At 65.7% G+C, this 26988-nt stretch carries 25 protein-coding genes and 1 riboswitch; of the genes, 10 read left to right on the plus strand and 15 right to left on the minus strand.

What is annotated here, in order from left to right; translation table 11 throughout:
• The first annotated feature begins 47 nt into the window (after nucleotides 1-47).
• Together GXY01S_RS08040 and GXY01S_RS08045 are read left to right on the plus strand one after the other, a co-directional pair.
• Nucleotides 48-1616 carry an ABC transporter substrate-binding protein/permease gene (locus tag GXY01S_RS08040; RefSeq protein WP_082770785.1) on the plus strand — a complete coding sequence of 523 codons (1569 nt, stop codon included), beginning with the start codon at nucleotides 48-50 and terminating at the stop codon, nucleotides 1614-1616.
• Nucleotides 1606-2349 carry an amino acid ABC transporter ATP-binding protein gene (locus GXY01S_RS08045; protein WP_061273909.1) on the plus strand — a complete coding sequence of 248 codons (744 nt, stop codon included), beginning with the start codon at nucleotides 1606-1608 and terminating at the stop codon, nucleotides 2347-2349. Before GXY01S_RS08040 ends, GXY01S_RS08045 begins: the two co-directional genes overlap by 11 nt.
• A 176-nt stretch (nucleotides 2350-2525) precedes the next feature.
• Here the strand turns inward: GXY01S_RS08045 and GXY01S_RS08050 are convergent, their stop codons facing one another.
• From GXY01S_RS08050 to hpnA, 9 genes are all read right to left on the minus strand, one after another.
• The gene (locus GXY01S_RS08050) at nucleotides 2526-4895 is read right to left on the minus strand and encodes a phosphoketolase family protein (RefSeq protein WP_061273911.1); all 2370 of its coding nucleotides are present in this window, start codon (nucleotides 4893-4895) and stop codon (nucleotides 2526-2528) included.
• Nucleotides 4896-4933: 38 nt separating this feature from the next.
• A complete protein-coding gene (locus GXY01S_RS08055; RefSeq protein WP_061273913.1) occupies nucleotides 4934-6148 on the minus strand; it encodes an acetate/propionate family kinase in 1215 nt (404 codons plus the stop codon).
• A gap of 325 nt (nucleotides 6149-6473) precedes the next feature.
• On the minus strand, nucleotides 6474-7154 hold the full coding sequence (locus GXY01S_RS08060) for a phosphorylase family protein (protein ID WP_061273959.1): 681 nt from the start codon (nucleotides 7152-7154) through the stop codon (nucleotides 6474-6476).
• 23 nt (nucleotides 7155-7177) lie between these two features.
• Nucleotides 7178-7459: a hypothetical protein gene (locus GXY01S_RS08065; protein WP_129551492.1), complete on the minus strand. Its 282-nt coding sequence runs from the start codon at nucleotides 7457-7459 to the stop codon at nucleotides 7178-7180.
• Between the two features lie 3 nt (nucleotides 7460-7462).
• On the minus strand, nucleotides 7463-8776 hold the full coding sequence (hpnE, locus tag GXY01S_RS08070) for a hydroxysqualene dehydroxylase HpnE (RefSeq protein ID WP_061273917.1): 1314 nt from the start codon (nucleotides 8774-8776) through the stop codon (nucleotides 7463-7465).
• A gap of 4 nt (nucleotides 8777-8780) precedes the next feature.
• Nucleotides 8781-9662: a presqualene diphosphate synthase HpnD gene (hpnD, locus tag GXY01S_RS08075; RefSeq protein ID WP_061273919.1), complete on the minus strand. Its 882-nt coding sequence runs from the start codon at nucleotides 9660-9662 to the stop codon at nucleotides 8781-8783.
• 85 nt (nucleotides 9663-9747) lie between these two features.
• Nucleotides 9748-10611, minus strand: a complete 864-nt coding sequence (gene hpnC, locus GXY01S_RS08080) for a squalene synthase HpnC (protein ID WP_061273922.1) — start codon at nucleotides 10609-10611, stop codon at nucleotides 9748-9750.
• A complete protein-coding gene (locus tag GXY01S_RS08085) occupies nucleotides 10608-11840 on the minus strand; it encodes a glycosyltransferase (RefSeq protein WP_061273924.1) in 1233 nt (410 codons plus the stop codon). Before GXY01S_RS08085 ends, hpnC begins: the two co-directional genes overlap by 4 nt.
• 10 nt (nucleotides 11841-11850) lie before the next feature.
• On the minus strand, nucleotides 11851-12846 hold the full coding sequence (gene hpnA, locus GXY01S_RS08090; protein WP_061273926.1) for a hopanoid-associated sugar epimerase: 996 nt from the start codon (nucleotides 12844-12846) through the stop codon (nucleotides 11851-11853).
• 192 nt (nucleotides 12847-13038) lie between these two features.
• On the opposite strand from hpnA, the gene GXY01S_RS08095 reads away from it, so the two are divergent.
• Both GXY01S_RS08095 and GXY01S_RS08100 read left to right on the plus strand, forming a co-directional pair.
• The gene (locus GXY01S_RS08095) at nucleotides 13039-14106 is read left to right on the plus strand and encodes a lysylphosphatidylglycerol synthase domain-containing protein (protein ID WP_061273928.1); all 1068 of its coding nucleotides are present in this window, start codon (nucleotides 13039-13041) and stop codon (nucleotides 14104-14106) included.
• Nucleotides 14107-14152: 46 nt separating this feature from the next.
• A complete protein-coding gene (locus GXY01S_RS08100) occupies nucleotides 14153-15055 on the plus strand; it encodes a prephenate dehydrogenase/arogenate dehydrogenase family protein (protein WP_061273930.1) in 903 nt (300 codons plus the stop codon).
• Nucleotides 15056-15140: 85 nt separating this feature from the next.
• On the opposite strand, the gene pyk is transcribed toward GXY01S_RS08100, so the two are convergent.
• The 4 genes from pyk to GXY01S_RS08120 are packed head-to-tail and all read right to left on the minus strand — an operon-like array spanning nucleotide 15141 to nucleotide 18811.
• Nucleotides 15141-16580: a pyruvate kinase gene (gene pyk / locus GXY01S_RS08105; RefSeq protein WP_061273932.1), complete on the minus strand. Its 1440-nt coding sequence runs from the start codon at nucleotides 16578-16580 to the stop codon at nucleotides 15141-15143.
• 27 nt (nucleotides 16581-16607) lie between these two features.
• Nucleotides 16608-17588, minus strand: coding sequence for an SH3 domain-containing protein (locus GXY01S_RS08110; protein ID WP_061273934.1), 981 nt, complete (start codon nucleotides 17586-17588; stop codon nucleotides 16608-16610).
• A gap of 15 nt (nucleotides 17589-17603) precedes the next feature.
• Entirely contained in the window at nucleotides 17604-17990 is a 387-nt protein-coding gene (locus GXY01S_RS08115) for a DsrE family protein (RefSeq protein ID WP_061273936.1), read from the minus strand.
• Nucleotides 17987-18811, minus strand: coding sequence for a HesA/MoeB/ThiF family protein (locus tag GXY01S_RS08120; protein WP_061273938.1), 825 nt, complete (start codon nucleotides 18809-18811; stop codon nucleotides 17987-17989). Before GXY01S_RS08120 ends, GXY01S_RS08115 begins: the two co-directional genes overlap by 4 nt.
• A gap of 197 nt (nucleotides 18812-19008) precedes the next feature.
• Here GXY01S_RS08120 and GXY01S_RS08125 point away from each other — a divergent pair, with 197 nt between their 5' ends.
• Nucleotides 19009-19635, plus strand: coding sequence for a DUF2939 domain-containing protein (locus tag GXY01S_RS08125; protein WP_061273940.1), 627 nt, complete (start codon nucleotides 19009-19011; stop codon nucleotides 19633-19635).
• Between the two features lie 97 nt (nucleotides 19636-19732).
• Here the strand turns inward: GXY01S_RS08125 and GXY01S_RS08130 are convergent, their stop codons facing one another.
• Nucleotides 19733-19960, minus strand: coding sequence for a DUF3126 family protein (locus GXY01S_RS08130; RefSeq protein WP_061273942.1), 228 nt, complete (start codon nucleotides 19958-19960; stop codon nucleotides 19733-19735).
• A 267-nt stretch (nucleotides 19961-20227) separates the two neighbouring features.
• Here GXY01S_RS08130 and GXY01S_RS08135 point away from each other — a divergent pair, with 267 nt between their 5' ends.
• Nucleotides 20228-20785, plus strand: a complete 558-nt coding sequence (locus GXY01S_RS08135) for a hypothetical protein (protein WP_242501188.1) — start codon at nucleotides 20228-20230, stop codon at nucleotides 20783-20785.
• Here the strand turns inward: GXY01S_RS08135 and GXY01S_RS08140 are convergent.
• A complete protein-coding gene (locus GXY01S_RS08140; protein ID WP_242501189.1) occupies nucleotides 20757-22544 on the minus strand; it encodes a hypothetical protein in 1788 nt (595 codons plus the stop codon). The genes GXY01S_RS08135 and GXY01S_RS08140 overlap by 29 nt on opposite strands.
• Before the next feature lie 291 nt (nucleotides 22545-22835).
• Here GXY01S_RS08140 and GXY01S_RS08145 point away from each other — a divergent pair, with 291 nt between their 5' ends.
• From GXY01S_RS08145 to GXY01S_RS08160, 4 genes are all read left to right on the plus strand, one after another.
• On the plus strand, nucleotides 22836-23732 hold the full coding sequence (locus GXY01S_RS08145; protein ID WP_061273946.1) for an MIP/aquaporin family protein: 897 nt from the start codon (nucleotides 22836-22838) through the stop codon (nucleotides 23730-23732).
• A 90-nt stretch (nucleotides 23733-23822) separates the two neighbouring features.
• Nucleotides 23823-23982: riboswitch (FMN riboswitch) on the plus strand.
• 135 nt (nucleotides 23983-24117) lie between these two features.
• Nucleotides 24118-25116 (plus strand): bifunctional diaminohydroxyphosphoribosylaminopyrimidine deaminase/5-amino-6-(5-phosphoribosylamino)uracil reductase RibD, encoded by a 999-nt coding sequence (gene ribD / locus GXY01S_RS08150; protein ID WP_061273963.1) that lies wholly within the window; start codon nucleotides 24118-24120, stop codon nucleotides 25114-25116.
• A gap of 9 nt (nucleotides 25117-25125) precedes the next feature.
• Nucleotides 25126-25743 carry a riboflavin synthase gene (locus GXY01S_RS08155; RefSeq protein ID WP_061273948.1) on the plus strand — a complete coding sequence of 206 codons (618 nt, stop codon included), beginning with the start codon at nucleotides 25126-25128 and terminating at the stop codon, nucleotides 25741-25743.
• The coding region (locus GXY01S_RS08160; RefSeq protein ID WP_061273950.1) for a bifunctional 3,4-dihydroxy-2-butanone-4-phosphate synthase/GTP cyclohydrolase II at nucleotides 25743-26988 on the plus strand (1246 nt) is incomplete at its 3' end. The genes GXY01S_RS08155 and GXY01S_RS08160, both read left to right, overlap by 1 nt.

Consider the following 26988-nt stretch of genomic DNA (forward strand, 5'->3'; position numbering starts at 1 on the left):
AGCCAGCCCCCATTCCCCCCCCCAGCCGCGCGCGAGGAGCACACCGCATGACCTCTCTGATGGCACGGTTCAGACGCCTGTGCGCCGCCCGCGTTGCCGTGGCGGCCCTTGCCTGCGTGCTGGCGGGCGGCAGCATGGCGCGGGCCGATACGTCGCCCCTGCCCGGCTTCATCCATGATGGTACGCTGACGGTCTGCACCAACCCCACCCTCCCCCCAATGACATTCGTAAACGGCACCGACATGAAGGCGGTGGACGGCATCGACATGGATATCGCTCACGCCCTGGCGGCCTACTGGCATGTGACGCTGGCCGTCACGACCATGGATTTTACAGGCCTGTTCCCCAGCCTTGCGGCAGGACGCTGCGGGCTGGTGGCGAGTGGCATCATCAAACTGCCGCAACGTGAACGCAACTTTGATGCCGTGGCCTATCAGGATACGGCGCTGGTCATCGTGGCACGCGCGGGCACCCGCCCGCTGGGCGGCATGGCGGAGCTGTCGGGCCGGAAAGTCGCCGTGCAGGCTGGCACCAGCTACAGCGCGCGCCTAACACAGGAAAACGCGGCGCTGGTGGCGGCAGGCCACGCACCGATGATCATACAGCAATACCCCACCGAGGAAGAGGTGGTGCAGCAGGTGCTGATCGGGCGCGCCTTCGCACTCGCCAGCCAGGATGTGGAACTGGCCTACCGGCGCGAACAGTTGCATGGCAGGGTGGGCGTGATTTTTACGCCCCCTTACCCCGAATACAGGCATTTCGCGCTTTACATCCGCAAGGATGCCCATGACAGGGCGTTGCTCGAACACGCCATTGCCACCCTGAGCAATAACGGGCAGATGACCGCGATTGCGCGGAAATGGGCCATAACGCCCGATGCCACGCAGGCGCTGGGCGGCAGCGCGCCCGCTCCGGCCTTTCGCTGGGGCACTTTTTTTGATGCCCTGACTTCAGCCGCCTTCATGCGCGGGGCCTTCATCACGCTGGCCGTGGCCGTGCTGTCGCATCTGACCGCCATCCTCATCTCGATCCCCATGGCGCTGGTGCTGAACGGGCGGGACTCCGTGCTCAGAACAGGGATCAAGGCGTATGTCGCCCTCTTCCGCGGCGCGCCAACCCTGCTGCAACTGCTGTTCATCTGGAATGCACTGCCGCAGTTCCTGCCGTTCTTCCGCGAGGCATGGTTCACGCCCTTCCTGGCCACATGGCTGGCGCTTTCGATCAATGAATCCGCCTATCAGGTTGAAATCAACCGCGCGGCACTCACGGCAATCGATCCCGCCCAGGCGCTGGCAGGCGATGCGCTGGGCCTGTCACGCGGGCAGGTCTACCGCCATGTCATCTTTCCGCAGGCGCTGCGCATCGCCCTGCCGCCCACCATCAACGCGTTCATCAGCCTGCTCAAGACCACCTCGCTGGCCTCCGTCATTTCCGTGCAGGAACTGCTGGCGGTTACCCAGATTCAGGTTGCGCGCACGTTTGAATTTACCGAATATTATGCTGCGGCGCTGGTTTACTATCTGGCCATGGTCTTCTTTTTCCTGCTGGTGCAAAAACGCGTCGAGCGCCGTTTTGCATGGGCTGACCAGTACAGGGCAGGCACGCATGCATCCTGAACCAGACACCGTGCTGTCGATCCGCAACCTGAGCAGGCTCTACAAGGATTTCATCGCCCTTGACCGCATCAGCCTTGACGTGAAGCGCGGCGAGAAGGTGGTGGTGCTCGGGCCATCGGGCTCGGGCAAGTCAACGCTGATCCGCTGCCTCAACCGCATCGAACCCCATGACAGCGGCTCGCTGCACATCAATGGCCAGCCCATTACCGCCAAAACCAACCTGATCGGGCTGCGCGCCCTCGTGGGGCTGGTGTTTCAGAACTATAACCTGTTCCCGCATCTCAGCGTGCTCGACAACTGCACGCTGGCCCCGCGCCAGGTGCGCAAAATGCCGCGCGCCCAGGCGGAAGCGCTGGCCATGCGCTTTTTGCAGCAGGTCAATATTGCCGGGCAGGCGGGCAAATACCCCATCCAGCTTTCTGGTGGGCAACAGCAACGGGTGGCCATTGCGCGCGCGCTGTGCATGCAGCCCGAGATCATGCTGTTTGACGAACCGACCGCCGCCCTCGACCCCGAAGCCGTGTCCGGCGTGGCCACGATCATGAACGACCTTGCGACGCAGGGCATCACCACGCTGTGCGTCACGCATGAAATGCGCTTTGCGCGCCATGTTGCTGATCGGATCGTATTCATGGATCAGGGCCAGATCATGGAAATCACGCCACCCGAACAGTTTTTCACCGACCCGCAGACCCAGCGGGCGCGGGATTTCCTGAACCAGATGATTGGCTGAAATATAAAAGTCTTAGGGTGCCGCCTTTTTTCTAAAAGGCGGCGTTCCTTGAAGCTTTTTGAAAAAAGCTTCACCAGAAACTTTTATTATCAAAGGGTTTTTTCAGGACTGGTTTTTAAACCCTCCATGAAAAAAGGAGCCTTGCGGCTCCCTTTCCCATAACGATCGGACCGGTCTTATGACCAGCGCCAGTTCCTGATTTCAGGCAGGTCCTGCCCGTACTGCGCCACGTAGCGCGTGTGCTCGACCAGCTTGTCGCTGATCGCCTCATTGGCATAGGCCGCCTTTTCGGCCAGGCCCGGCACGCGACGGATCACGTTCTGCACCAGGTGGAAGCGGTCGAGGTTGTTGCGCACCGTCATGTCGAACGGCGTGGTGGTGGACCCTTCCTCGCGGTAGCCATGCACATGGAAGTTGCGGCAGTTGGTGCGCTTGTAGATCAGCTTGTGGATCAGCGCCGGATAACCGTGGAAGGCGAAGATGACCGGCTTGTCGGTGGTGAACAGGCTGTCGAACACGTAGTCCTCCAGCCCGTCAGGGTGCTGGCTGCGTGATTCCAGCGTGAGCAGGTCCACCACGTTGATGACGCGTATCTTGAGGTCCGGCAGGTGCTTGTTGAGCAACTGCACGGCCGCCAGCGTCTCGATGGTGGGCACGTCGCCCGCACAGGCCATGACCACATCGGGCTCGCCGCCCTTGTCGTTGCTGGCCCATTCCCAGATGCCGATGCCCTTGGCGCAGTGCGCGATGGCGGAGTCCATGTCCAGCCATTGCGGCTCGGGCTGCTTGCCCGCCACAATTACGTTCACCCGGTCGCGGCTTTCAAGGCAGGTCTTGGCCGCGCACAGCAGGGTATTGGCATCGGGCGGCAGGAACACCCGCACCGTCTTGGCCTTCTTGTTCAGCACATGGTCAATGAAGCCGGGGTCCTGGTGGCTGAAGCCGTTATGGTCCTGCCGCCACACATGCGAGGTAAGCAGATAGTTCAGCGATGCGATCGGCGCGCGCCACGACACCTCATCCGCCTGCTTGATCCACTTGGCATGCTGGTTGACCATCGAGTCCACAATGTGGATGAACGCTTCATAACACGACAGGAAGCCGTGCCGCCCGGTCAGCAGGTAGCCTTCCAGCCAGCCCTGGCAGGTGTGCTCGCTCAGGATCTCCATCACATGGCCATCAACGGCCAGATGGTCATCGTAATCGAAGGTCTCGGCATTCCAGGCGCGGTTGGTCACGTCCAGCACCGCGTTGAGGCGGTTGGAGTTGTTTTCATCGGGCGCCAGCACGCGGAAGTTACGCGCGGGCAGGTTTTCCTTCATCACATCGCGCAGCCACGTGCCCAGCACGCGCGTGCCCTCGCCCAGCGCATGACCCGGCGATTCCACGCTCACGGCATATTCGGTCACATCCGGCAGGCGCAGGTCGCGGCGCAGCAGGCCGCCATTGGCATGCGGGTTCGCACTCATGCGCAGGTCGCCCCTGGGGGCAAGGGCCGCGATTTCGGGCATCAGGGTGCCGTTTTCGTCAAACAGCTCTTCGGGCCTGTAGCTATGCAGCCATTCATCAAGCAGCTTGAGGTGGGCGGGGTTGGTCATGTCGGTAATAGGCACCTGATGGGCGCGCCAGTAACCTTCCGTGCGCAGGCCGTCCACCGTCTTGGGGCAGGTCCAGCCCTTGGGGGTGCGCATGATGATCATGGGCCAGGCCGGGCGCGTGGTGTCGTTCTTCTCACGCGCGGCTTTCTGGATCTGGGCAATCTTGGCAAAGGCCGTGTCCATCGCCACGGCCATCTTCTGGTGCATGATGTCCGGGTCATGGCCTTCCACCACGATCGGCTCATAGCCGTAGCCCTTGAACAGGCTCACCAGTTCATCGGGCGAGATGCGGGCCAGCACCGTGGGGTTGGCGATCTTGTAGCCATTGAGGTGCAGGATCGGCAGCACCGCGCCATCGGTTTTGGGGTCGAGGAACTTGTTGCTGTGCCATGACGTGGCCATCGGCCCGGTCTCGGCCTCGCCATCGCCCACAACGCAGGCCACGACCAGGTCGGGGTTGTCGAACGCCGCGCCATAGGCGTGCGAGAGCGAGTAGCCCAGTTCACCGCCTTCGTTGATCGAACCCGGCGTGGTGGGGGCTGCGTGGCTGGGAATGCCACCGGGGAAGGAAAACTGCTTGACCAGCCGCTCCAGCCCGTCCGCATCCTGCGTTACTTCGGGGAAGTATTCGCTATACGTGCCTTCAAGGTAGGTGCTGGCCACCACGCCCGGCGCCCCGTGGCCGGGGCCTGCCACGAACAGGATGCTACGATCCTGTTCGCGGATGATGCGGTTGAGGTGCAGGTACAGGAAGTTCAGCCCCGGCGTGGTGCCCCAGTGCCCCAGCAGGCGCGGCTTGGTGTGCTCTAGCTTGAGCGGCTCGCGCAGCAGCGGATTGGCCAGCAGGTAGATCTGGGCAATCGACAGGTAATTGGCTGCGTGCCACCATTTGTTGAACAGCGCGACATCCGCTGTGGAAAGCGGGGTTGCGGATGGGGTTTCACTCATTTCCGTTCCTTCCGAGATAGTCCATTCCTGCCCGGCGCTCAGCCCAGACATATCAGCACGTGGCGGCGGATTGTCGTTTCCTCGTCGGTGGGGATCACCCGCACCTCCACGGCGCTATCGGCCGTGCTGATGATTTCGTGGTGCGCGGCATTCGCCGCCGCATCGAGGCGGATGCCCGCCCAGCCCATCCGCGCGCACACGGCGGCGCGGATGATGGCGTCATGCTCGCCAATGCCCGCGGTGAATACCAGCCCGTCCAGCCCCTGCAGCGCCGCCATCATGCCCCCAGCCTGCTGGGCAAGGCGGTAGACAAACAGGTCCAGCGCCTGTGTCACCTCGGCGCTGACGCCTGCCTTGGCGTGCAGGTCGCGCATATCGGCCGAAACCCCGGACACGCCCAGCAGGCCGGAGCGGTGATAGAGGATGTTCTCGATCTCGGCCGCACCCAACCCCTCTTCCTTGAGCATGTACAGGATCACGCCGGGGTCGAGATGCCCGCACCTTGTGCCCATGACCAGCCCGTCCAGCACCGAAAAGCCCATGGTGGTGTCAATGCTGCGCCCGGCCTGGAGCGCGCACAGGCTGCCACCGCTGCCGATATGGGCGACAAGCGTGCGCCCGTTGGCCAGGTGCGGCGCGCGCTCGCGCAGGGCGGAGGCGATGTATTCATATGACAGGCCATGAAACCCGTAGCGCCGCACGCCGCGCGCCGCATAGTCACGCGGCAGGGCCTGCGCCTGCGCCACGGCAGGCAGGGTGTGGTGAAAGCCGGTATCGAAACACGCCACCTGCGGCAGGTCGGGATATTGTGCCAGCAGCGCACGGATGGGGGCGAGGCTGCCGGGCTGGTGCAGGGGGGCGAACGGCGTCAGCGCCGCAAGCCGCGCCAGCACATCGGGCGTAATCCGCACGGGGGCGATGAACTCAGGCCCGCCATGCACCACGCGGTGCCCCACGGCCATGAGGTCCACGCCACCAAGCTGTTTGCCCACCCATTCCATGAGGGTGGCCATGGGGCCGAGATGGGCCTTGTCGAGATTCGCGCCATCGTTGGTGGGGGCCCATGTTTCATCCACCAGCACGCGGCCACCCGCGTCATGGGCGACAAAATGGGGGTGGCTGCCGATTCCCTCAAGCTCGCCCGAGGCGATGCGATGGCTTGGTGAGGCCGCCGTCTCGCCTTTTTCAATGGCGAAGAGGGCAAATTTCAGGCTGGATGAACCTGCGTTGAGTGCGAGCACCGCCCGTGTCATGCCTCTCTCCGTGCTGTTTGCCAAGAACCGGCAGCATGTCACGCCCATCTGCCGGGCCTGACATTGATGCGAATCAATTGGCCGCACCCAGCCTAGCCCAAAGCAGGCAGGAGAACAGCTATTGCGCCACATGGCGCCTGCGCGCCACGCAGGAGGCCCAATGGCCGGGGAGGGTAAAAGTTTTTCCTGACCGAAGCAGAATCAGGGAAAGGCGCCAGATAAAAGGCCATAAAAGTTTCCGGGTGCAGCCTGTTTTCAAAAAGGCTGCATTCTTCAAAGCTTTTTGAAAAAAGCTTTACCAAAAACTTTTCCCTGGCAGGCCATGTCAGCCAAAACGTCGCGCCAGAACCGCCTTGGCCGCTGTCCGCGCCAGCCCGGCATCACGCCCCACCTTGATCAGGGCCGGAATCTGGAACGGATTGCACATGATGCTGCGGGCCAGTGCGCCCACCGCAAGGCTGCCATCAGGCCGCAGCGCCACCACGGCGGCAGGCGGCAGGGTGCGGTCCGCAGGGTCGCACACCACGCGCAGCACGGCGAAGGGCACCTTGCGGGCCGCGGCCATTTCCGCCACCACACCGCTTTCCATGTCCAGCGCCACGCAGCCCGTCTCGCGGTACAGCGCCATCTTGCGGGCAGCAGCGGTCACGATCACATCGCTATGCAGCAGGTCGCCGCCCACCACATCCGCCCGTTCGGCCCCCAGCCATGCCAGCAGCGCGGGGGCAACGGGCAGGCGCTCGCCATTGACCAGCACATTATGCGGCACGACCACGGCACCGGGCTGAAGCGCCGGGTCAAGCCCCGCCGCCAGCCCGAAGGAGAGCAGCGCGTCCACGCCGCCCTCAAGCAGGTCAAGCACCGCCTGCCGCGCGCCAGACAGGGTCGCGCCACTCAGGCCAAAACGGGCATGGGGCAGGAAGGGACGGATGAGGGCGGCTTCCGCCTCCATGCCCACCACGATGCCCAACCGGGAAAACGGAGAGACTGCTGTGCTACCGGACATATTGATGGATCTCCCTGCCATTATCACAAGCCATGGCCGGTCCAGCCGGCCTGCACGCGACGCGCATATGCCAGCCCCGGCGCCGCGCAGCACGGCCATAAGCCCTGATCGCACCGCCCCGACACCCGGCTGAAGCCAATCGTGCCGTAAGGTGGCCACCCCTTTTTCCCGCGCTCCGTGTGGGAAAAAGGGACAATGCCGCCCTGCTGGCCTGACGAAAACGCCATGCGGTGCCCGCCACGATCGTCATGGCCATTATGTGCCATTGCCCGCCTGCGGGCGCAGGCCGGTTGCCCGTCTACCATGCATCATCCCGGTCGGCCCGGCGTGCCCTTGCGGGCATGCACCGCGCGCGCCGCCGCAGCCCCCGAGCGGATCGCGCCCTCGATGGTGGCGGGCAGGCCCGTGGCCGTCCAGTCCCCTGCCAGCAACAGGTTGGGCACCATGGTGTGCGTGCCGGGGCGCAGGCGGTCCTGCGCGGGCGTTGCGGCAAAGGTGGCCCGCTTTTCGCGCACGATGCGCAGCGGCGGCATGGCCACCGGCAGCGGCGCCGTGGCCGCCGGGTCGATGGCGGCGCGCACCTCGTTCCAGATCAGCGGGGCCAGTTCATCCAGATCACGGTCGGCATAGCGGTTGGCGGCGCTGACCGTGACCGACAGGATGCGGTCCTTGGCGAACACCCACTCACTGATGCCCCCAACAACCCCGATAAAATGCGCCTGCGCCAGCCCGCCGGTCAGCACCGGGGCGGAGGGCAGCAGGAAATGCACGTTCAGGATCGCCTCGAACGCATCGGGCGCGCCAAACCCGGGCAGGTCCGCCAGCAGGCCGGAGGCCACCGGGGCGGGCACGGCCATGATGACCGTATCATCGGGGCTGATTTCAATGCGTTCCGCGCCCAGTTGCAGCGCCGTGACCGGGCCGCCGCGGGTGAATTCAACCGCGCTGACCCGGCTGCCCGTGCGCACCTGCGCCCCGAGCACGGCCAGATGGGCAAGGGCGGGGTCCACAAAACTTTCCGAAAGGCCAATGGCGGGGAAGCGCGGCAGGCAGTTGCGCCCGCCACGGGCCAGGCTTTCCTTCACGACGGCGCCAAGCAGGGCGGCGCTGCCGGTATCGGGCATGGTGTTGAGCACCGATATGGCAAATGGCGCGAGCAGGCGGCGCGAGAGGCTGCCCGCAGGCAGGCAGTCCGCCACCACCATGTCGGGCGTGGCCTCCATCAGCGCCAGCAGGCCACGCAGTTCGGCCAGTCGCATGCCCGGCACGCGCCTGCGCTTTGACAGCACCCATAGCGGCACCCGCCCGCGCGAGAGGTCAAGCGTCCAGCGCAGCCGGTCGGTCAGGTCGATGAATGGAAAAACCGGGCGCTTCGGCCCCACCAGCGTATCCTGCGCCCCGATCAGGCCCAGATAGCGGTACACTGCCGGGTTGCCCGACAGCAGCAGGTGGTTGCCATTGTCGATGCGGCAGTCAAGGTGCCGGTCATGATACGAGCGCGCCCGGCCGCCACAGGCAGGCCCGGCCTCGTAAACCGTAACCTGCTCGCTGCCACCCGCCAGTTCAACTGCGGCGGACAGGCCAGCAAGGCCCCCGCCAATGATATGGACATGCCCCGCCATGGCCTCAGCCCGCCAGCGCGCGCAGCGCGATCAGCACCTTGCGCGGGCGTGAGAGCGACACGCGCTTTTCTGGCGTGCCCCAGCCCTGCCGCTCCTGCGCGCCGAGAATGGCGGCATAGGTCGCCCCCATCAGCCGCGCGGGCCGCATGGCCGTGCGGTCGCACTGCGCCATGGCGGCTGCCGCCGCGCGGAAATGGTCATGCGCGCGCGCCGCCAGAATGCGCCCCACCTGCTCGAGCCGGGAGGCATGCACCACCGCCGATGGCTTTGGCGTGATGTCAAAACGCTCAAGCAGGTCGCGTGGCAGGTAGAGGCGGCCAAGGCGGGCATCCTCGGCCACGTCGCGCAGGATGTTGGTGATCTGCAATGCGCGGCCCAGATGGTAGGCCACCTGGTCGGCCGCGGGCGAGCAATCGCCAAACACCCGCACCGAAAGCCGCCCCACGGCGGAGGCCACGCGGTCGCAATACAGGTCGAATGTCGCCTCATCGGGGGCGACGATGGGGCCGCGCGCATCCATCTCCATGCCGTCGATCACGTCATTGAAGTCCTGCTGGCGCAGGTCGAAGCGGCGGATGGTGGCCATGAGCACGCGGTCGATGCCATCACGCGCCTCACCGCCGTAGAGCCGGGCAATGCGGGCGCGCCATTCCTCGAGCCTGCGGCTCTTGTCCTCCGCCTCGCCCTCGTCATCGGCCACGTCATCGACAAGGCGGCAGAAGGCATAGACGGCATACATGCCATATCGCCGGTCGGGCGGCAGGATACGCATGCCCTTGCCAAAGGACGTGCCCGACCGCACCACGACCTGCTCGACCTCGGCGAGGTCGGCAGCATCACAGCCCAGTACAGGCGCCTCATCATGCCGCGCGCGCAAAAAACCCATTCCCGCGTGTTCCGTTCACTTTTACGAATTAACAGTTGCGCCTGTTCTTAGCGGCAATCACCCCCAAGGACAAAATCACGCCTGATCAGACCAGCGTTCGCACCGCCCCCGCAAGGGCTGCGAGCACATCCCCGCGTGACAGCTTGACCCGGCCCGCCACCGGGTCTTCCCCGCGCAGCCGCGTGGCCAGCCGCTTTGACAGCCCCACGATCACGGCCGCCTCCATGCGCATGCGCCTGTCACGGATCAGGCCGGGCAGCAGCGACGCGCGGCGGTTGAGTTCATCCACCCGGTCAAGCAACTGGTTGAACACCCGGCGCAGGCCGGGGCTGGCATGGCGGCCACGCAGGTCATCAATGCTGGCCCCCGCCTGCGCAAGCCACGGGCGCGGCAGGTAGCAGCGGTCAAGATTGCGCAGGTCATCGGCGCAGTCCTGCAGGTGGTTGAGTACCTGCAATGCCGTGCACAGCGCATCCGACGGGCCGAACGTGCCCGGGTTCTCGCCATGCAGCTCAAGCAGGAAACGGCCCACGGGGTTGGCTGAATAGCGGCAGTATTCCTCCAGTTCCTCCCACGAATCGTAGCGGTTCTTCACCGCATCCTGCCGGAAGGCCACGATCAGGTCGGTCGCCGTGGTGGCGGGCACGCCTGTCTCGCGCAGCGTCTGGCCCACGCGCACCGCCGTCTGGGCATCGGCGCGATGCGGGGCGAGGCGCTTGCCGAGCACCACCTCCTCCATCGCGTCAAGGCGGGCGATCTTGGCAGGCGCATCAAGCTGGTCGGTATCGACGATATCATCGATCACGCGGGCAAAATCATAATAGGCATGCACATGCGGGCGCAGCCTGCGGCTGATCAGCAGGGAGCCTACGGGAAAGTTTTCATCCCCGGCATCCTTGCCCGACGAGACATCCGCGCTGCCCCATACATCCTGCTCATCCGTGTTCACCCTACGTCATCCCCCATGGTGCGGTTCATTACCGTAGCAGTACCCTCGCCACGCATATGTGTCGAGATCGCACCATCGGGTTCGGTATAGGCGCGACTTTTCCAGACCACGCCCCGCCCCCGATGGTGATCGAGCGCCGAGCCGATGGTGGCCAGCGTATAGAACCCCGCAATGACCGGCAGCAGCACCGCCCAGGCAGGCGACTGGCCAAACCGCCGCAACGTGGGCGTGTAGGACGCCATGGACAGCACCCATGCGCCCGCGCCAAGCCCGCAGGGCAGCCCGTGGGTGAACAGCGCAAGCTGGAGCGGCAGCATCCATACCAGCACCATGCCGATCACCGTGCCCGCGAGCAGGAGCGGTGAATAGCCAAGCTGCACATAGGCCGTGCGCGCCACCATGCGCCAGATGTCGGACGGATGCGGATAGGGCCGGATGGACCGGGCCAGACAGCTATGACCCAGATAGATCCGCCCCCCGCTATGCTTGACGTGGGCGGCCAGCGTGCAGTCATCGATCAGCGCGCCGCGCAGGCTCTCGATGCCGCCGATGCGCGCAAGCGCGCTCCAGCGCACCAGCACCGTGCCGCCTGCCGCCCCCGCCACCCTGCTGCGCGGATTGTTCACGCTGGCGAACGGATAGAGCAGGGCAAAAAAGAAAACGAAAGCCGGCACCAGCATGCGCTCGGCGGGGCTGGCGCAGTTGAGCTCCACCATCTCCGAGACCTGATCGAGCCCTTCTGCCTGCGCCTTGGCCACCAGGGTCGAAACATGGCGCGGGTCATGGGTGATGTCGGCATCGGTCAGCAGCACGAAACCGCTGGAATCCGGTGCAAGTTCACGCGCACGCGCCACGCCCTGGGCCACGGCCCACAGCTTGCCGCTCCACCCCGCAGGCCGCGCCTTGCCGGTCACCACGCTCAGCCGCCGGTGCGGGTCGGGCACCGCGCGCGCCAGCCGCCCGGTGCCATCGGTGCTGTTGTCATCAACCAGCACGACATGCAGCGTGCCGGGATAATCCTGTGCCAGCAGCGAGCCGATGCATGCCGCGACCGATGGCGCCTCGTCACGCGCGGGCACCACCACGCACACATCGGGGCAGGTGGCTGCGTCAAGCTGCTGGCCTGAAACAGGGGCGAGAACCGGCCCCGCCTGCCAGAAGCGGCCATGACAGAAAATAAGCCCGAGCCAGATGACAAGTGTCAGAATGGAAAGGGGAAGCAGGAGCATGGCAGGCGGCTCAATCCAGCATGCCGTGCTGGCGGAACCAGTCGATCGCGTCCGTCACCGCCTCACGCGCGGGGCGCGGGGCGTAGCCGAGTTCACGGATCGCCTTGTCCGACGAGAAGAACATCTTCTTGTGCGACATGGCCAGCATCTCGCGCGTGACGCGGGGCGCAATGCCAAAAGCACGCGACAGCCATTCACTCGCCACCGCCACCGGCCAGATCACCGCCTGCGGCAGGCTGATGCGCGGCGGCGCCACCCCCGCGATCTCGGCGGTCATGGCGAACAGGTCGCGCAGCAGGTAATTCTGGCCGCCCAGAATGTATTTCTCGCCAATGCGCCCGCGCTCCAGCGCCAGGGCATGGCCCTCGGCCACGTCATCGACATGCACGATGTTCACGCCGGTATCGACATAGGCCGGCATGCGGCCTGCGGCGCAGTCCAGGATCATCTGCCCCGTGGGCGTGGGCTTGATGTCACGCGGGCCGACGGGGGTGGAGGGATTCACGATCACGGCAGGCAGCGCGCGCTCATGCACCAGGCGCAGCACTTCCTGCTCGGCGCGGTATTTGGAGCGCTTGTAGATGCCGATCACGCCATGTTCATGCACCGGCGTTTCCTCATCGGAGATGGTGCCATCGCCAATCAGCCCCAGCGCCGCAACCGAGGAGCAGTACACGATCCGCTCGACCCCCGCCTTCTGCGCCGCCAGCATCAGGCCACGCGTGCCCTCCACGTTGGCCACCATCATCGGCACCGGGTCGGGCACCCACAGCCGGTAATCCGCCGCGACATGGAACACGTAGCGGCAGCCTTTCACGGCGGCATCAAAGCTTTCGGGGGTGGAGAGATCGCCTTCCACCAGCTCGGCGGGCAGATCGCGCAGGTTGGTCAGGTCGCTGCCTTTGCGCACCATGAGCCTGAGCGTGTGGCCACGCTCCACCAGATTGCGGGCAACGGCCGAGCCGACAAAACCGGTCGCACCGGTTACAAGGGTTGGGGCAGTCATGGTCTGAACGATCACTCCGTCAGGGACAGAATTCACGATTGCGATACGGACTCGCAACCGGCGGGCGTTCCATTTATCCCGACACCTCCCGGTGGCGCCAGACCCTGCTGTAGTGTAAGTCAGGCAAAACCAGCCACGGCGGCATCAATTTTCCCCGGTGTCCTGACGCCAACAGACCAAGACGGATCTTTTTTGAGAAAGCTCACAATCCTGCTGGCCCTCCTCGGCCTGGCCCTGCTGACTGGCTGCACCGCCTGGTTCGGAGCCGGATCGGTGATGAAGGCCATCGTCTCCATCGGGGTGGTCGGGTTCATGGCGACCGTGGTGGCGCAACTTGCAGTCGATGCAATACTGGGTCTTGCCTGGCACGCGGCTTGCCGCGACATTCCCTTCGTGCAACTGGTGGTGTCGCGCATGATCCGTGATGCCGCCGCGTCGTGCCTGCCGTTTTCGCAGCTTGGCGGCATGGTGCTGGGCATCCGCGCCACCTGCTCGAGCGACCTGTTCGCGCCGCGTGGCAAGGGCCGCGCGATTGATGGCAGCGAGGCGGCCTGCGCCAACCTTGTCGATATCACCACCGAGGTGATGGGCCAGATCCTGTTCATCCTGACCGCCGTGCTGTGCCTCGTGGCCCACCAGCAGTCCAGCCCGTTCGCGCGCCCGGTCATCATCGGGCTCGTGCTGCTGACCCTGGGCATTGCGGGCTTCGTCTACACCCAGCGCCGGGGTGGCGACCTGCTCAAGCGCGCGGGCAGAATGCTCGGCCACAACATGGCCGCCCAGTGGCAGGATGCGATGCTGAGCAGCGCTGACACCATACAGGAACGTTTTGATGCCATCTGGTCGCATCCGCGCCGTATCATGGAGGGGGCGCTGCTGCATTACGTGGGCTGGCTGGGCAGCGCCGCCACGATCTGGGTGGCCTACTACTTCCTCGGCGCGCATCTGAGCTTTGGCGGCGCGGTTGCGATCGAGGGTGTTGCGTGCGGCATCATGTCCGTCTCGTTCCTCGTGCCCGCGGGCCTTGGCGTGCAGGAGGCGGCCTACATCACCCTTGGCTCGGCCTTTGGCATAGCACCTTCCATCTCGCTCGGCCTGTCGCTGCTGCGGCGCGGGCGGGAACTGGTCATCGGCATTCCCATGCTGCTTTTGTGGCAGGCCATGGAAATGCGGGCCCTGCGCCACAAGGCCCCCGCGCAGCCGCAAGAAGCCCCCGCCACCGTGCCCGCAGGCGAGCCTGCCAAGCCCCCGCAGGACTGACCGCGCCGCCCCTTTTGTCACACCCCATAGCCAGACAGACCGCCCCATGACGGACAAGCCCGCCCCCCTGTTCGATACGCTGGTCATTATCGGCCCCGGCCTGATCGGCTCCTCCATCCTGCGCCGCGCGCATGCCGACCGGCGCATCGCGCGCAGGCTGGTCGCGTGCGACATCAGCCCCGCCGTGCGCGCCCGCGTGGCGGAACTCGGCATTGCCGATGCAGTCGAGGCCGACCCGGTGGCAGCCGTGCGCGATGCAGACTGCGTCATCATCTGCGTGCCGGTGGGCGCGATCGCCATGGTTGCGGCCCAGGTGCTGCCCGCCATGAAAAAAGGCGCGATCCTGAGCGAAGTCGGCTCGGTCAAGGTCACGGTGATGGAGGCCATGGCCCCGCTGCTGAGCGCCTACCCCGATATTGCCTTCGTGCCCGCGCACCCGATGGCGGGCACGGAGTTCTCCGGCCCCGATGCCGGTTTCGCCACGCTGTTCGAGGACCGGTGGTGCCTGCTGACCCCGCCCGTGGGCACGCCCGCCCCGGCCCTCGCCTGCGTCACGACCCTGTGGGAGATGATGGGTGCCCGCGTGCGCGACATGACGGTGGAGCACCATGACCGGGTCTGCGCCATTGTCAGCCACCTGCCGCACCTGCTGGCCTTTACCATTTGCGGCACGGCGGATGACCTGGCCGATGAAACGCGCTCGGAAGTGCTGGATTTCGCCGCCTCGGGCTTCCGTGACTTCACGCGCATCGCGGCATCGGACCCCACGATGTGGCGCGACATCTTTCTGAACAATCGCGAGGCGCTGCTCGACATGCTCGACCGCTTCATTGCCGATGCGCAGGCCATGGGCCAGGCCATCCGCACCGGCAATGAGGATGTGATTGTCAGCCGCATCCAGCGCGGGCGCGCCATACGGCGCAGCCTGATCGAGAACCGACAGGCCTGAAAAACCATTTGATAATAAAAGCTAAAAGTTTCTTCTGAAGCTTTTTTCAAAAAGGCGGCACCCAAAAACTTTCATCATTTTTCTTTCAGGTCAGCGTGGCGACGCGCAGCGTATTGGTGCTGCCCGCAACCCCAAACGGCAGCCCTGCCACGATCACCACCGCATCGCCCACAATACCGTAGCCATCGCCCTTTGCCACGGCCAGCGCCTGGTCCACCACGCTCTCGACGGTATGGACCGGGGTTTCCTGCCCGACCGAGATCGCCTGCACGCCCCACGCCACCGCCAGCCTGCGGGCAATCTCGTCATTGGGGGCCAGGCCAAGAATGGGGCAGGAAGGCCGCTCGCGCGCAATGCGCAGCGCCGTCCGACCCGACAGGGTAAAGGCCACGATGGCGGCGGCATCGACCGTGGCCGCCACCTGCCGGGTGGCCGCGGCAATCGCGCCCGCAACAGAGTGGTCCGGCTCGGGGCTGGAGGTTTCCATCTGGCGGCGCCAGACTTCATCCTCCTCAACACGGCGCACGATGCGGTCCATGATCGCCACCGCCTCGCGCGGGTAGGAGCCTACCGCCGTCTCGGCCGAGAGCATGACCGCATCGGCACCATCAAACACCGCCGTCGCCACGTCGGAGGCCTCGGCGCGGGTGGGGGTGGGCGCGTGGACCATGCTCTCGAGCATCTGGGTCGCCACCACCACGGGGCGGCCAAGCTGGCGGGCCATGCGGATGATGCGCTTTTGCGCCAGCGGCACCTGCTCGGGCGGCAGTTCCACGCCAAGATCGCCACGCGCCACCATGACCGCATCCGACAGGGTGATGATCTCGTGCAGGTTGTCCATCGCCTGCGGCTTCTCGAGCTTGGTCATGATCCAGGCCCGGCCACACGCCAGCGCACGGGCCTCGCGCACATCCTCTGGCCGCTGCACGAACGACAGGCCGACATATTCAATGCCCAGATCAAGCGCGAACGCCATGTCCACCCGGTCCTTGTCGGTCAGGGCGGGAATGAGCAGCACCACATCGGGCACGTTCACGCCCTTGTGATCGGATAGCGGGCCGCCCACCACCACCTCGGTCAGCAGGAAGTCGGGGCCGCGCTCGCACACGCGCAGGGCCAGCCTGCCATCATCAAGCAGCAGCGTGCTGCCCACCTGCGCCGCCGCAATGATTTCGGGGTGGGGCAGGCTCACGCGCGTTTCGTTGCCGGGTGCCCCGTCAAGGTCGAGCCGGAAGGGCGCGCCCGGTGTCAGTTGCACCCTTCCATTGGCGAAAGTGCCCACCCGCAGCTTGGGGCCCTGCACATCGGCCAGGATGCCGATGGGGCGGCCAAGCTCGGCCTCCACATCCCGAATGACCGCGTGGCGGGCGGCGTGATCCTCATGCGTGCCGTGGGAGAAATTGAGCCGGAAGACATCCACCCCCGCCACGGCCAGCGCGCGGATGGTGGCATGGTCGGTCGTGGCCGGGCCGAGGGTCGAGACGATCTTGGTCCGGCGCATGGCACGGTAGGGTGTATCCGGCATTTCTTTCTCCGCCTGTTCACGTCATTCTCAGGAAGGCGCTACGACCTCCTGCGGCAACAGCCCCCACATGGCGCTGCGCTCGATCCAGCCACTGTACTGCTTGACCGAGACCTTGCACCACGGCGTGCCCGCCTGGCACTGGCGCAGCGTGCCCACCACGCCGGGGCGCAGCACGGCCACCACGGCGGATGAGGTGTTGGCATCCGCATGCAGCATGACCGCGCCCTTGATGTCCGCTGCATCGGCCACATCCGCCACATGGCCCACGATGCGGGTATCGGCCCGGCCAATCACGTCGGTTTCCTTGGCGGTGGGCTGGCCCGCCTGCTGGACATCACCCTGGGGGGGCAGTCCCGGTATGACAAACGTGCGGCTTCCCACCAGGGTTGCCTGATGGACCCATCCCTTCTGCCCGTCCGAATCCTCGACAAGGCGCCACACATCAAACTCGCGCTCGATTTTTACCGGCAGGCCCCGGCGGTGGTACACCCAGTCAATGGGGTAGCGCTGGCCCGGCCCGGTGCGCAGGTTGACCTCATCGGCGCGGAAGGCGGCAAAGCGCGGCAGGGGCAGGCCGGTCACGCTGCCCTTGGTGTTGTCAACGGGCGCAAGTGCCGCGGCGTCGGGCTGGGCCGCGGGCGGCGTGGCGGGGGCCGGATGGGCGGCGCTGGCCGCAACGCCCGCACCCGCCACGGCGCCTGCCCCCACGCCGGCGGCCACCGCTGCCGCATGGTGGTGGCCTGCCGCATGCGCGGTTTTCCCGGCTTTTTTTTCCGCCGTTTTTGCTGCCTTGGCGCCATGCACATGGGCATGGCCAAGGCTGGTGGCCGCCTTGTCCGCAGCCGCATGGGCGTGATGGTGGGCCGTGGCCGTTGCGGCCTGCACCGGCCCCGCCTCCATGCCCAGCACCGCCACGCAGGCCGCCAGATACCCCCACCGCCGGGTGCCACGCACCAGCGGCCTGCTGGCCACCCGCGCAAGGAATTCATGCCGCACGCACTGCGCCATCGTGTTCTTCAATCCTTAAAGGGTTATGATCTGCCGCCCCCGGGCGGCTTCGAGAAAGGTGGGAATACCAGCCACCTGAACGCCGTCGAGCATCTGCCCGGGCGCAAGATCGCACAGCTTCAGCGCGGCCTCGCACACCATGAGCGTCGCATCAAGTTCCATCACGGCCTCGCGCAACGTGTCCATGCCCGCGACACCGCGCGCACGCACGCCCGCATCATCCGCCGCATCATGCAGGCCGCGCCAGTCGCGCGCCAGCGCATGCACGCCCCGCCCCGCCGCGAACAGGGTGACCGGGCGGCCAATGGCCAGCGCGCCCGCCGCCACCACAAAGGCGTAATGCGCGCGGGCATAGGCGCCATCATAGAGCAGGATGGCCAGCGCCCCGTCATCGCGCATCATGGCGCAACCCCCTCGGGCACGCCGCACTGGGCGGGTGCCGGAGCGTGATGGGCCGAGAGGTCATGAATGGCGGGGTGCGCGCCACACAGGGCGCAGTCAGGATCGGGCGGCAGGGTGATGGTGTGAAAGCGCATGGCCAACGCATCCCATACCAGCAGGCGGCCGGACAGGCTCTCGCCAATACCGAGAATTTCCTTCAGCGCCTCGGTGGCCTGGAGCGTGCCCATCACCCCGGTCACGGCGCCAAACACGCCGGCCTCGGCGCATGACGGCACGGTGCCCGCGGGCGGGGCCTCGGGGTAGAGGCAGCGATAGCACGGCCCGCCGGGGCGGAAGGTGGAAAGCTGCCCCTCAAAACGCAGCACGGCGGCGGAGATGAGGGTGCGCCCTTCCAGCGCGCAGGCATCGGCCACGAGGTAGCGGGTGGCGAAATTGTCGCTGCCATCGCACACCAGGTCGTAGCCGCGCACCAGCGCGCGGGCATTATCAGCCGCAAGCCTCACGTTATGACAATCCACCCGTGTTCCCGGATTGATCGCACGCATGGCGCGTGCCGCCGATTCGACCTTGGGCTGGCCAACCCGGTCGGTCACATGCGCGATCTGGCGTTGCAGGTTCGACAGGTCCACCACGTCATCATCGACCAACCCGATGCGGCCCACGCCTGCGGCAGCCAGGTAAAGGGCCACGGGCGAGCCCAGCCCGCCCGCGCCAATGACCAGAACACTGGCGTTTTTCAACGCTTCCTGCCCCGTGCCGCCCACCTCGGGCAGGAGGATGTGGCGCGCGTAGCGCTGGATCTCTTCGTCGGAAAAATTCATTCCTCTCTCCTGCCCCGCCCGTTGCCGCACCCATGGCGGATACACCCTGCCCCACCCCGGCGCAGCCGGGAGAAACAGGCTTTTGATCACGATTACGTGAAAATTATGTCACGCAATCATGAAACCAATGCATGCCCGATATGTTTGCAGTATAAGCTCAAGGGCAAGGTGAAACCATTTTGGGGGAGTATAAATCAATGTCTTATCTTTCCCGCATGGAAATTCCCGCCAACCTGTCCACCCTGCGCCGCCAGCAGGCGCGGTGGATGTGCGCGGGCACGCTGGCCGCCGCCACCACGCTATACGCGGCGTCACCCTTTTTTACATTATGGTCCATCACATCGGCCATCCGGAGCCATGACATGGGCAGCCTCAACACCTGCCTCAAATGGGAATCGGTGCGCAACGGACTCAAGACACAGGTGGTCGATGACCTGATCGGGCCGCCCGTGGCCGATGATGAACTGCCGGCCTTCGGGTCATCCTTCGCCTCATCCGCCGCATCCAACGCGATTGACGAGGAAGTGCGCCCCGACAAGCTGGGCATGCTGGTCGATCACCTGATGCCGCATGAACAGCAGCCCGCCACGGCGGGCACGATGATGGGCCTGCTGTGGCGCGTGCATGCGCATTTCACCCATCCGGGCGTGTTCGAGGCAAGCGTTCTCATGCCCGGCCATGAAAACGAGACCCCGCTACGGCTGCAGATGCGCATTCATGCCTTCCAGTGGAAGATCCACCGAATCGACCTGCCCGCGCACCCCGCGCAGCCGCTTGTCGAGGCATCGGTAGGCCCCGTGCCCCAGCCGCTGACGCAGCCCTAGGCTGGTCAGGCCGTACTACAGGGCCGGAATGCCGGGCCACGGTTCCTGAAGCTTTCTGAAAAAAGCTTCCCCAAAAACTTCTTGGTATTTCCGGCGCTTACTTTGCGGGGGGAAGGTCTTCTTCCAGCACGGTCATGTGGATGGCGTAGGACACTTCGCCCTCGTCTTCATCGCGATGGACGGTGCCCACCACTTCGCCATTGACCGCGAGTTCAACCGACAGCCCGGCACGCGGCGGCGCATTGACGGTAAGCCCCGGCGAGCCCAGCAGACGGCGCAGGCAGACCTGAAGACGCGAAATTTCGGAAGAGGACATGGCACCCATGAAACGTCTGTTCTCCACAATGGCAAGACCTGCCGGAAACAACAATGCAGGGCCTTGTCCGCCCCCTGGTCAACGCGCGTGGCAGGTCCGGTCAGGATCGCGCGGTTGCCCCGTGACACATGCGGGCATGGCCGCAGGCTATAAGCACATGTGCCCACCCCTGCAACCGGCGTGCCCATGATTTTCCCCATCCATGCCCTGTCCGCGCCACGATTGCGGTGTTTTCTCACCATAACGCAACACCAGTAAGAAGGGAGAACAAAGACAATGCGCCCAAGCACTTTTCCCCGGCTGATGCTGCTTGTCGCCCTGCTCGCCCCCACCATCGGGCTGACAGCACTTGCCGCAAGCCTGCCCCCAGCGGGTGCCCCCACCGAGGCCGGAATGGGCCTGAGCGCGCGCGCCCTTGCCCGCCAGATTCATGAAGACGGGGCGGAGGCGACCATAAAAACGCTTGATGAGCACAAGGCCTGGCCACAATTGCGCCGCGCCGTGGCCGCGGGCTGGTCAGGCTGGATCGACCTGGTGCCCGACCTGATCATCCATACCGATGACCAGACCACGGCACGCCTGCGCACTGCCCTGCGCCTGGCCCTGCCGCGCAACCCGCGCGCCGTGCTGGCGGTGGTTGATCCGGGCAACGGGCCGCTGCTTGGCGCAGGCGCCCTGTGCACGCCCCATGGCATGACCGCGCACTGGCGCACGAGCAGCATCCGCGCGGTCAGCGACATACATGACATCCACCTCACCCGTCAGGCTACCGACTGCCAGGCCGCCCTTTCAGCCGCCAGCGCGGTTACTGGAAAGGCAAATAGCGGAACGTGACGTAAATGGTGTTGCCGCCCGTGGTCGGGCTTGCGCCATCACCGCCCTTATAGGCGAATTTGCGCAGGTAGGTGTACTGCACGCCGGTCATGACCGCGCCATAGCCACCTTGCAGCACATGCCACCAGCCGCCCACGGTCAGGTCGGCAATGGTGTGGGTCTGGGCATCACAACTGCCGCCGGTAATCAGCTCCACGTTGCAACTGCTCAGCGCCAGGTCGTTCACGCCATAGCCGTATTCAAAGCCATCGCTGCCGGTATAGGTCCGCCTGCCCGCGCTCTCCACGCCGCCATACAGATAGACCAGCAGGTTGGAGGTCGGGTGGCCGATCAGCCCCATGCTGCCGATGATCTCGGGAATGGGGGCAGGCGAGCCATTGGCCTTGAAGGTGGCGTCGGGCAGCATGGCGGGGCCATAGCGGCCAATCCCCTCGCCTGCCAGCACGTTGCCGGTAAACTGCAGGTAGCGCGGGATGACATGCACCGTCACGTCGCCGCCCACGCCACCGGCGAAGGACACATGCTCGCGGATCGGGCCGCCAGGCGCCTGCCCCATCGCCTTGAACCAGCGCGCGAGGCCATAGACCTCGTAATGGGCGGGCTTGGTGTCGAGCGCGCCCTTGAGCACGATGTCAGGCGCCACGTCCATGCTGTATTTGGCATTGGGGTTGAGCATGCCCGAACCCGCGTTGTTATAGAGCAGCGTGGTGCCCGATGAGGCGAGGGTGTCATCATCCGTACCGGTCATCATCGGGTGGTCGCCCGCGCTGCCCGAGGCCGCATAGGCCACCTGCGGCGCCTCGAGCGAAAGCCCGAGCCACCACTTGCGCCCGAAATCCTTGATGAAGCGGATCTGTGGCACGCGGGTGAACACGATGCCGGGGATCTGGTTGTTATCGACTACCGGCGGTAGCTGCTCATGGCGCGACAGCAGGCCCTGCGTGTAACCCGTGGTCAGGCTCCATGCCTGCCCCGCCAGCACATGGAAGCCCCATTTGGTGTTGCTGTAGGTCATGTACGCCTGGCGGATGCGCGGCGTGTAGCTGTTGGTCTGGTAGCTGTTGGCAGTGCCCGCGGCCCCGCCAAAATCGGTCTCGATATAGCCTGACAGCGTCTCGTCCTTGGTGGGCGATCCCTGCAGCAGCACGCTCAGGCGGGTGAGCTGGGCGGAGGGGCGATACTCGCCGGTATGGGCGTTGGGGCTGTTGGCATAGGGAAAGCTGCCCCAGCTTGTGGCGGGGCCGCTGGTCAGGTTCTTGCTGCGATAGATGTTCGAGAAATCGATGAAGCCACCGAGCCTGACCGAAACCCCGCCAATGCGGAAGATGGGCGGCAGGCTGTCCACCCCGGTCTGGGTAATGGCCAGCGGGCTGGAGGAATCAAGGTCGAGCTTGGGCTGCGTGGGCACGATGGATTCGGTCATGGTGTTCTCGGCCGCTGCCGCCGCCTGCGCGTCATCCGACAAAGTGGGGCCGCCGATGGTCAGCCGTGACAGGTCGGGCATGGCCGTGATCTGGCCCGACGGGTTGGTGACCGACGTGCTGCTGGCACTCGTGCGCGAACCCGAGCGCAGCGTGCGCCCCGCCAGCACGTGCGAGCCGCCCTCCGTCATGCCATGACGGGCCTCAAGCTGCTGCACCTTGGCCTCGAGGCGCTGCATTTCGGCATGGATGGCGCGGATCTCGGCCATGTCATCGGCCCGGGCGGCCACAGGCGCCGCCATGCCGCCCAACACGACCATCAGCCCGCCAAGCACCATGCGGGGTCTGCCCGCCCTGTCGGCCCGACATGAACAGCGGCCTTCTTTCCAACAGCAATCCATCAGCCTGGCGCGTCTGCCCCTGAACACATGATTGATAAAACCCTCATCCGCACCCGACGCCTGACGGGATACAGGAGGGATGGCGCATCCTATTATAGAAAAAACATTCAGCAGCTATGCATTAACTATTCTCATGCACGGCTTATATTCGCATGATTTCCTTTATTCCACACCATTCCCTGCTTTAATTCAAGGCCTCTACATGTGCCACAAAGGGAGTAACACGACATGACCGCATACCGGCAGACCGGCTCCCCACCGCAGGAGGACCGGCCCCTTGCCGGCGCACCCCACCCCGACCATCCGCTGCACTGGAAGCTGTATGCGTGCGAGATGGTGGCGACAACGGTGCTCATGCTCTGCGGGATCGTGTCGGTTACGGTGCTGACCACGCCCTATACGCCCATTGGCCGCGCGCTCGCGCCCCACCCGCTGGCGCAGACCGCGCTGTGCGGGCTGTTCTTTGGCCTGTCGGGCACGGTGGCGGCGTTCACGCCGTTCGGGCGGGTCAGCGGGGCGCATGTCAGCCCATCGGTCTCGCTGGCGTTCAGCCTTGCAGGCCGACTGGGCATGATTGACCTGTGCGGCTACATCACAGCCCAGATGATTGGCGCCTGCCTGGCCACGGCACTGCTCGCGGGGCTGGGCCATGTCCTGCCGGTATGGGGGCAGATGGCGCAGGCCTCGGCCTATGCCGCCACCATCCCGTTCCAGCACGTATCGGTGCTGTGGCCACTGGCGACGGAACTGGTGCTGACCGTGCTGCTGGTGCTGATGATCTGCGCCCTTGCCGCCCACCCCACGCTGAAATGGCTCACGCCGTGGGCGGGCGGGCTGTTTTTCCTGGCGTGCAACCCCATCTCGGCCTGGCTGTCGGGCAACAGTTCCAACCTTGCGCGCAGCTTTGGCCCGGCGCTGGTTGCAGGGCAGTGGCAGTCTTTCTGGATCTATGCGCTCGGGCCGTTCATGGGGGCGGCGCTGGCCATCGCCATCATCCGCTCGCGCCTGCTTGGCCGCATCGAGGTGGAAGAGGCACGGCTGGTCAATTTCGGCCATCATGGCCGCATTCCCTCGCTGCTCCATCCCGGCCGCCACAGCCAGGCGCGCGGGCAGGACACATTATAGTTCCCTGCATGGGGGATGGCTTGCAATCGGAGCGAATTATTCCCACTATCAGTGCCACTGAATACGAATCGGGGCGTCGCCCCGGTTTACAGACGTTCTCAGGGCGGGGCGAAATTCCCCACCGGCGGTAATTGGTCCTGCACGCAGGGCCATCAGTCCGCGAGCGCCCGGCCGCGAAAGCGGGCGGGGTCCAGCAGATCCGGTGTAATTCCGGAACCGACGGTTACAGTCCGGATGAAAGAGAACGGAAACTATGGCCCTGCTTTTCCGCATGGAAGGCGGGCATGTGGTTTTACGCGCCCTGGGTCCGTCCAGATGGATGGAGTACTGTGTTTTGGACGCGTTGCCACAGGGTTCCCACGCCAGCATCACGCAGGCCACCGCCCTGCCGCCTGCCATTGCCCGCGCCTTTCGCGCAGCGGTGGACGAGGCCGCACGCCATGTGGGCGCCACCGCGCCCAACCCCCCCGTGGGCTGCGCCATCCTTGACGGCGAAGGCACCATCCTCGCCACTGGCGGCCACCACCGCGCGGGCACGCCACATGCCGAGGTGCAGGCCATAAACCAGTGCCGCGAGCGTGGCCTGCTGGCGCGCGCGCATACGGCGGTCGTCACCCTTGAGCCGTGCAACCACACCGGGCGCACCGGCCCCTGCTCGCTCGCCCTCCTCGCAACGCCCATCCGCACCGTATGGATTGGCGTGCGCGACCCCAACCCGCATGTGGAAGGCGGCGGGGCCGACACGCTGCGCCAGCGCGGCTGCGACGTGCATGTGCTCCAGCCCGCAGGCCAGCAGGCCGCCATGCAGGCGCTGTGCCGCAGCCTGCTCGCCCCCTTCACGCATTTCACGCGCACCGGCCAGCCATGGATCACGGTCAAGCAGGCGCTTGATGTCAATAGCGCCATGGTGCCACCCGCGGGCCGGACCACCTTCACCTCCGGCGCCTCGCTCGACCTTGCGCACCGCCTGCGCCGGGCGACCGATGCGGTGATTACCGCCACCGGCACCATAAACGCCGACCGCCCCGGCCTGGACGTGCGCCGCGTGCCCGACCACCCGGATCGTGCGTCGCGCATCCTCGCCATCTGCACCCGCGCGGGCGAGGTGGATGAAGCCTACCTCACCGCCGCGCGCAACCGGGGCTTTACGGTAAAGGTCTGTACCGACATCGCCGCCCTGCCCGACATCCTCGGCCAGGCGGGTGTTACGTGGGCAATGGTGGAGGCCGGCCCGAAACTGCTGGCCGAAATCGAGGCCCGCGGGCTGTGGCATGACTGGCTGACCATAACCGCAGGCCCCAATGGCACGGACCATTACGCCGTGCGGGTGCGCGAAGACGACGTAACCCCGCTGCGCCTGTTCCCCGAACTCGCCGCCGCATAAGGAGTAAGCATGTTTTCTGGCATTATCGAGCACCAGGGACAGGTCAGCGCCGCGCGGCGGCTTGACCGCGACCTGGACATAACGGTGGAAACGGGCATCACCGACCTTGCCCTTGGCGAGAGCATCGCCGTCAATGGCGTGTGCCTGACCGTGACCTCCTTTGACGCGCAGGGCACGGCGACCTTCTTCATCAGTTCCGAGACGCTGGACCGCACGGCGCTGGGCCGCATCGATACCGGGCACACCGTCAACCTCGAACGCGCGGTCACACCCGCCACGCGGCTGTCAGGCCATATCGTGCAGGGCCATGTCGATGGCACGGGCCGCCTGCTGGCCGTGCGCGCGGAAGGCGAGGGGCGGCACATCACCTTCGCCATTCCCGCCCGGCTGCGCCGCTACCTGGTCGAGAAAGGCTCCATCACCATCGATGGCATAAGCCTGACCCTGAACGCAGTAGGCGCACCGGGCGAGGAAGGCTGCGATGCAGACACATTCCGCATCGCGCTGATGATCATCCCCCACACGTGGGAACACACCACCCTTGGCGGCCTGAAGCCAGGCGACGCCGTGAACATCGAAGTCGATGTCATTGCAAAATATGTGGAGAGCGTATGTCAGTATCGTTGATGCCCCCGGCACTGGCGCAGGCCGTTGCCACCATCCGCCGGGGCGGGATGATCATCCTTGTGGATGACGAGGACCGCGAGAACGAGGGCGACCTGGTCATGGCCGCCGAACTGGTCACGCCGGACGCCATGAACTTCATGGTCACCCACGCGCGCGGGCTGGTATGCATGCCCATGTCGCCCGAGCGCATCACGCAGCTCAACCTGCCTATGATGACGCAGGTGAACACCTGCCCGCGCGGCACGGCGTTTACCGTGTCCATCGAGGCGCGCGAGGGCGTGACCACCGGCATTTCCGCCGCCGACCGCGCCGAGACCGTGCTGGTGGCGGCAGCGCCCGATGCGAAGCCGGAGGATCTCGTCTCGCCGGGCCACATATTCCCGCTGCGCGCGGTGCCCGGCGGCACGGTGGCGCGCCCCGGCCATACCGAGGCCTCGGTTGACCTTGCCCGCATGGCCGGGCTGATCCCGGCTGCCGTGATCTGCGAGATCATGAACGAGGACGGCACCATGGCCCGCATGGACGACCTGCGCCCCTACGCAAAGCGCCACGGGTTGCAGATCCTGTCCATCGCCGAACTGGCGAAATGGCTGAAAGACAACCCGATCACGGCAGAGACGGAAGAAAAGCCCGCCATCGAGCAGGTTGCCCGCGCCCGCCTGCCCAGCCGCTTTGGCGGGTCTGACATGATGATCCATGCCTTCCGCGCGCCCGATGGCACCGAGCATGTAGCCATGGTCAAGGGCGAACCCGGCAAGCCGGGAAGCGTGCCGCTGGTGCGCCTGCATTCGGAATGCGTGACGGGCGATGCGCTGGGCTCGCTGCGCTGCGATTGCGGCGCGCAGCTACAGGGCGCGCTCGAGCAGATTGGCGCAGCCGAGTCCGGCGTGCTGGTTTATGTGCGCGGGCATGAAGGGCGCGGCATCGGCCTTGCCAACAAGATCCGCGCCTACGCGCTGCAGGATGAAGGGCTGGATACGGTGGATGCCAACCACCGCCTTGGCTTCGAGACCGACGCGCGCGACTGGCAGGCGGCCTCCGCCATCCTGCGCGCGCTGGGCGTGAACCAGCTCGACCTGCTGACCAACAACCCCGACAAGGTCCACGCCCTGCAACGCCACGGCTTTGACGTGCGCAGGCGCATTGCGCTGGCCATTGCGCCCAACCCCTTCAACCGTGCCTATCTGGAAGCCAAGCGCACCCGGATGGGCCATGCCCTGTGTGAACCCGCGACAGCGGACGCCC

Origin of the sequence: Komagataeibacter xylinus NBRC 15237 (genome assembly GCF_001571345.1) — a bacterium.
GTDB classification, from domain to species: Bacteria; Pseudomonadota; Alphaproteobacteria; order Acetobacterales; family Acetobacteraceae; genus Komagataeibacter; species Komagataeibacter xylinus.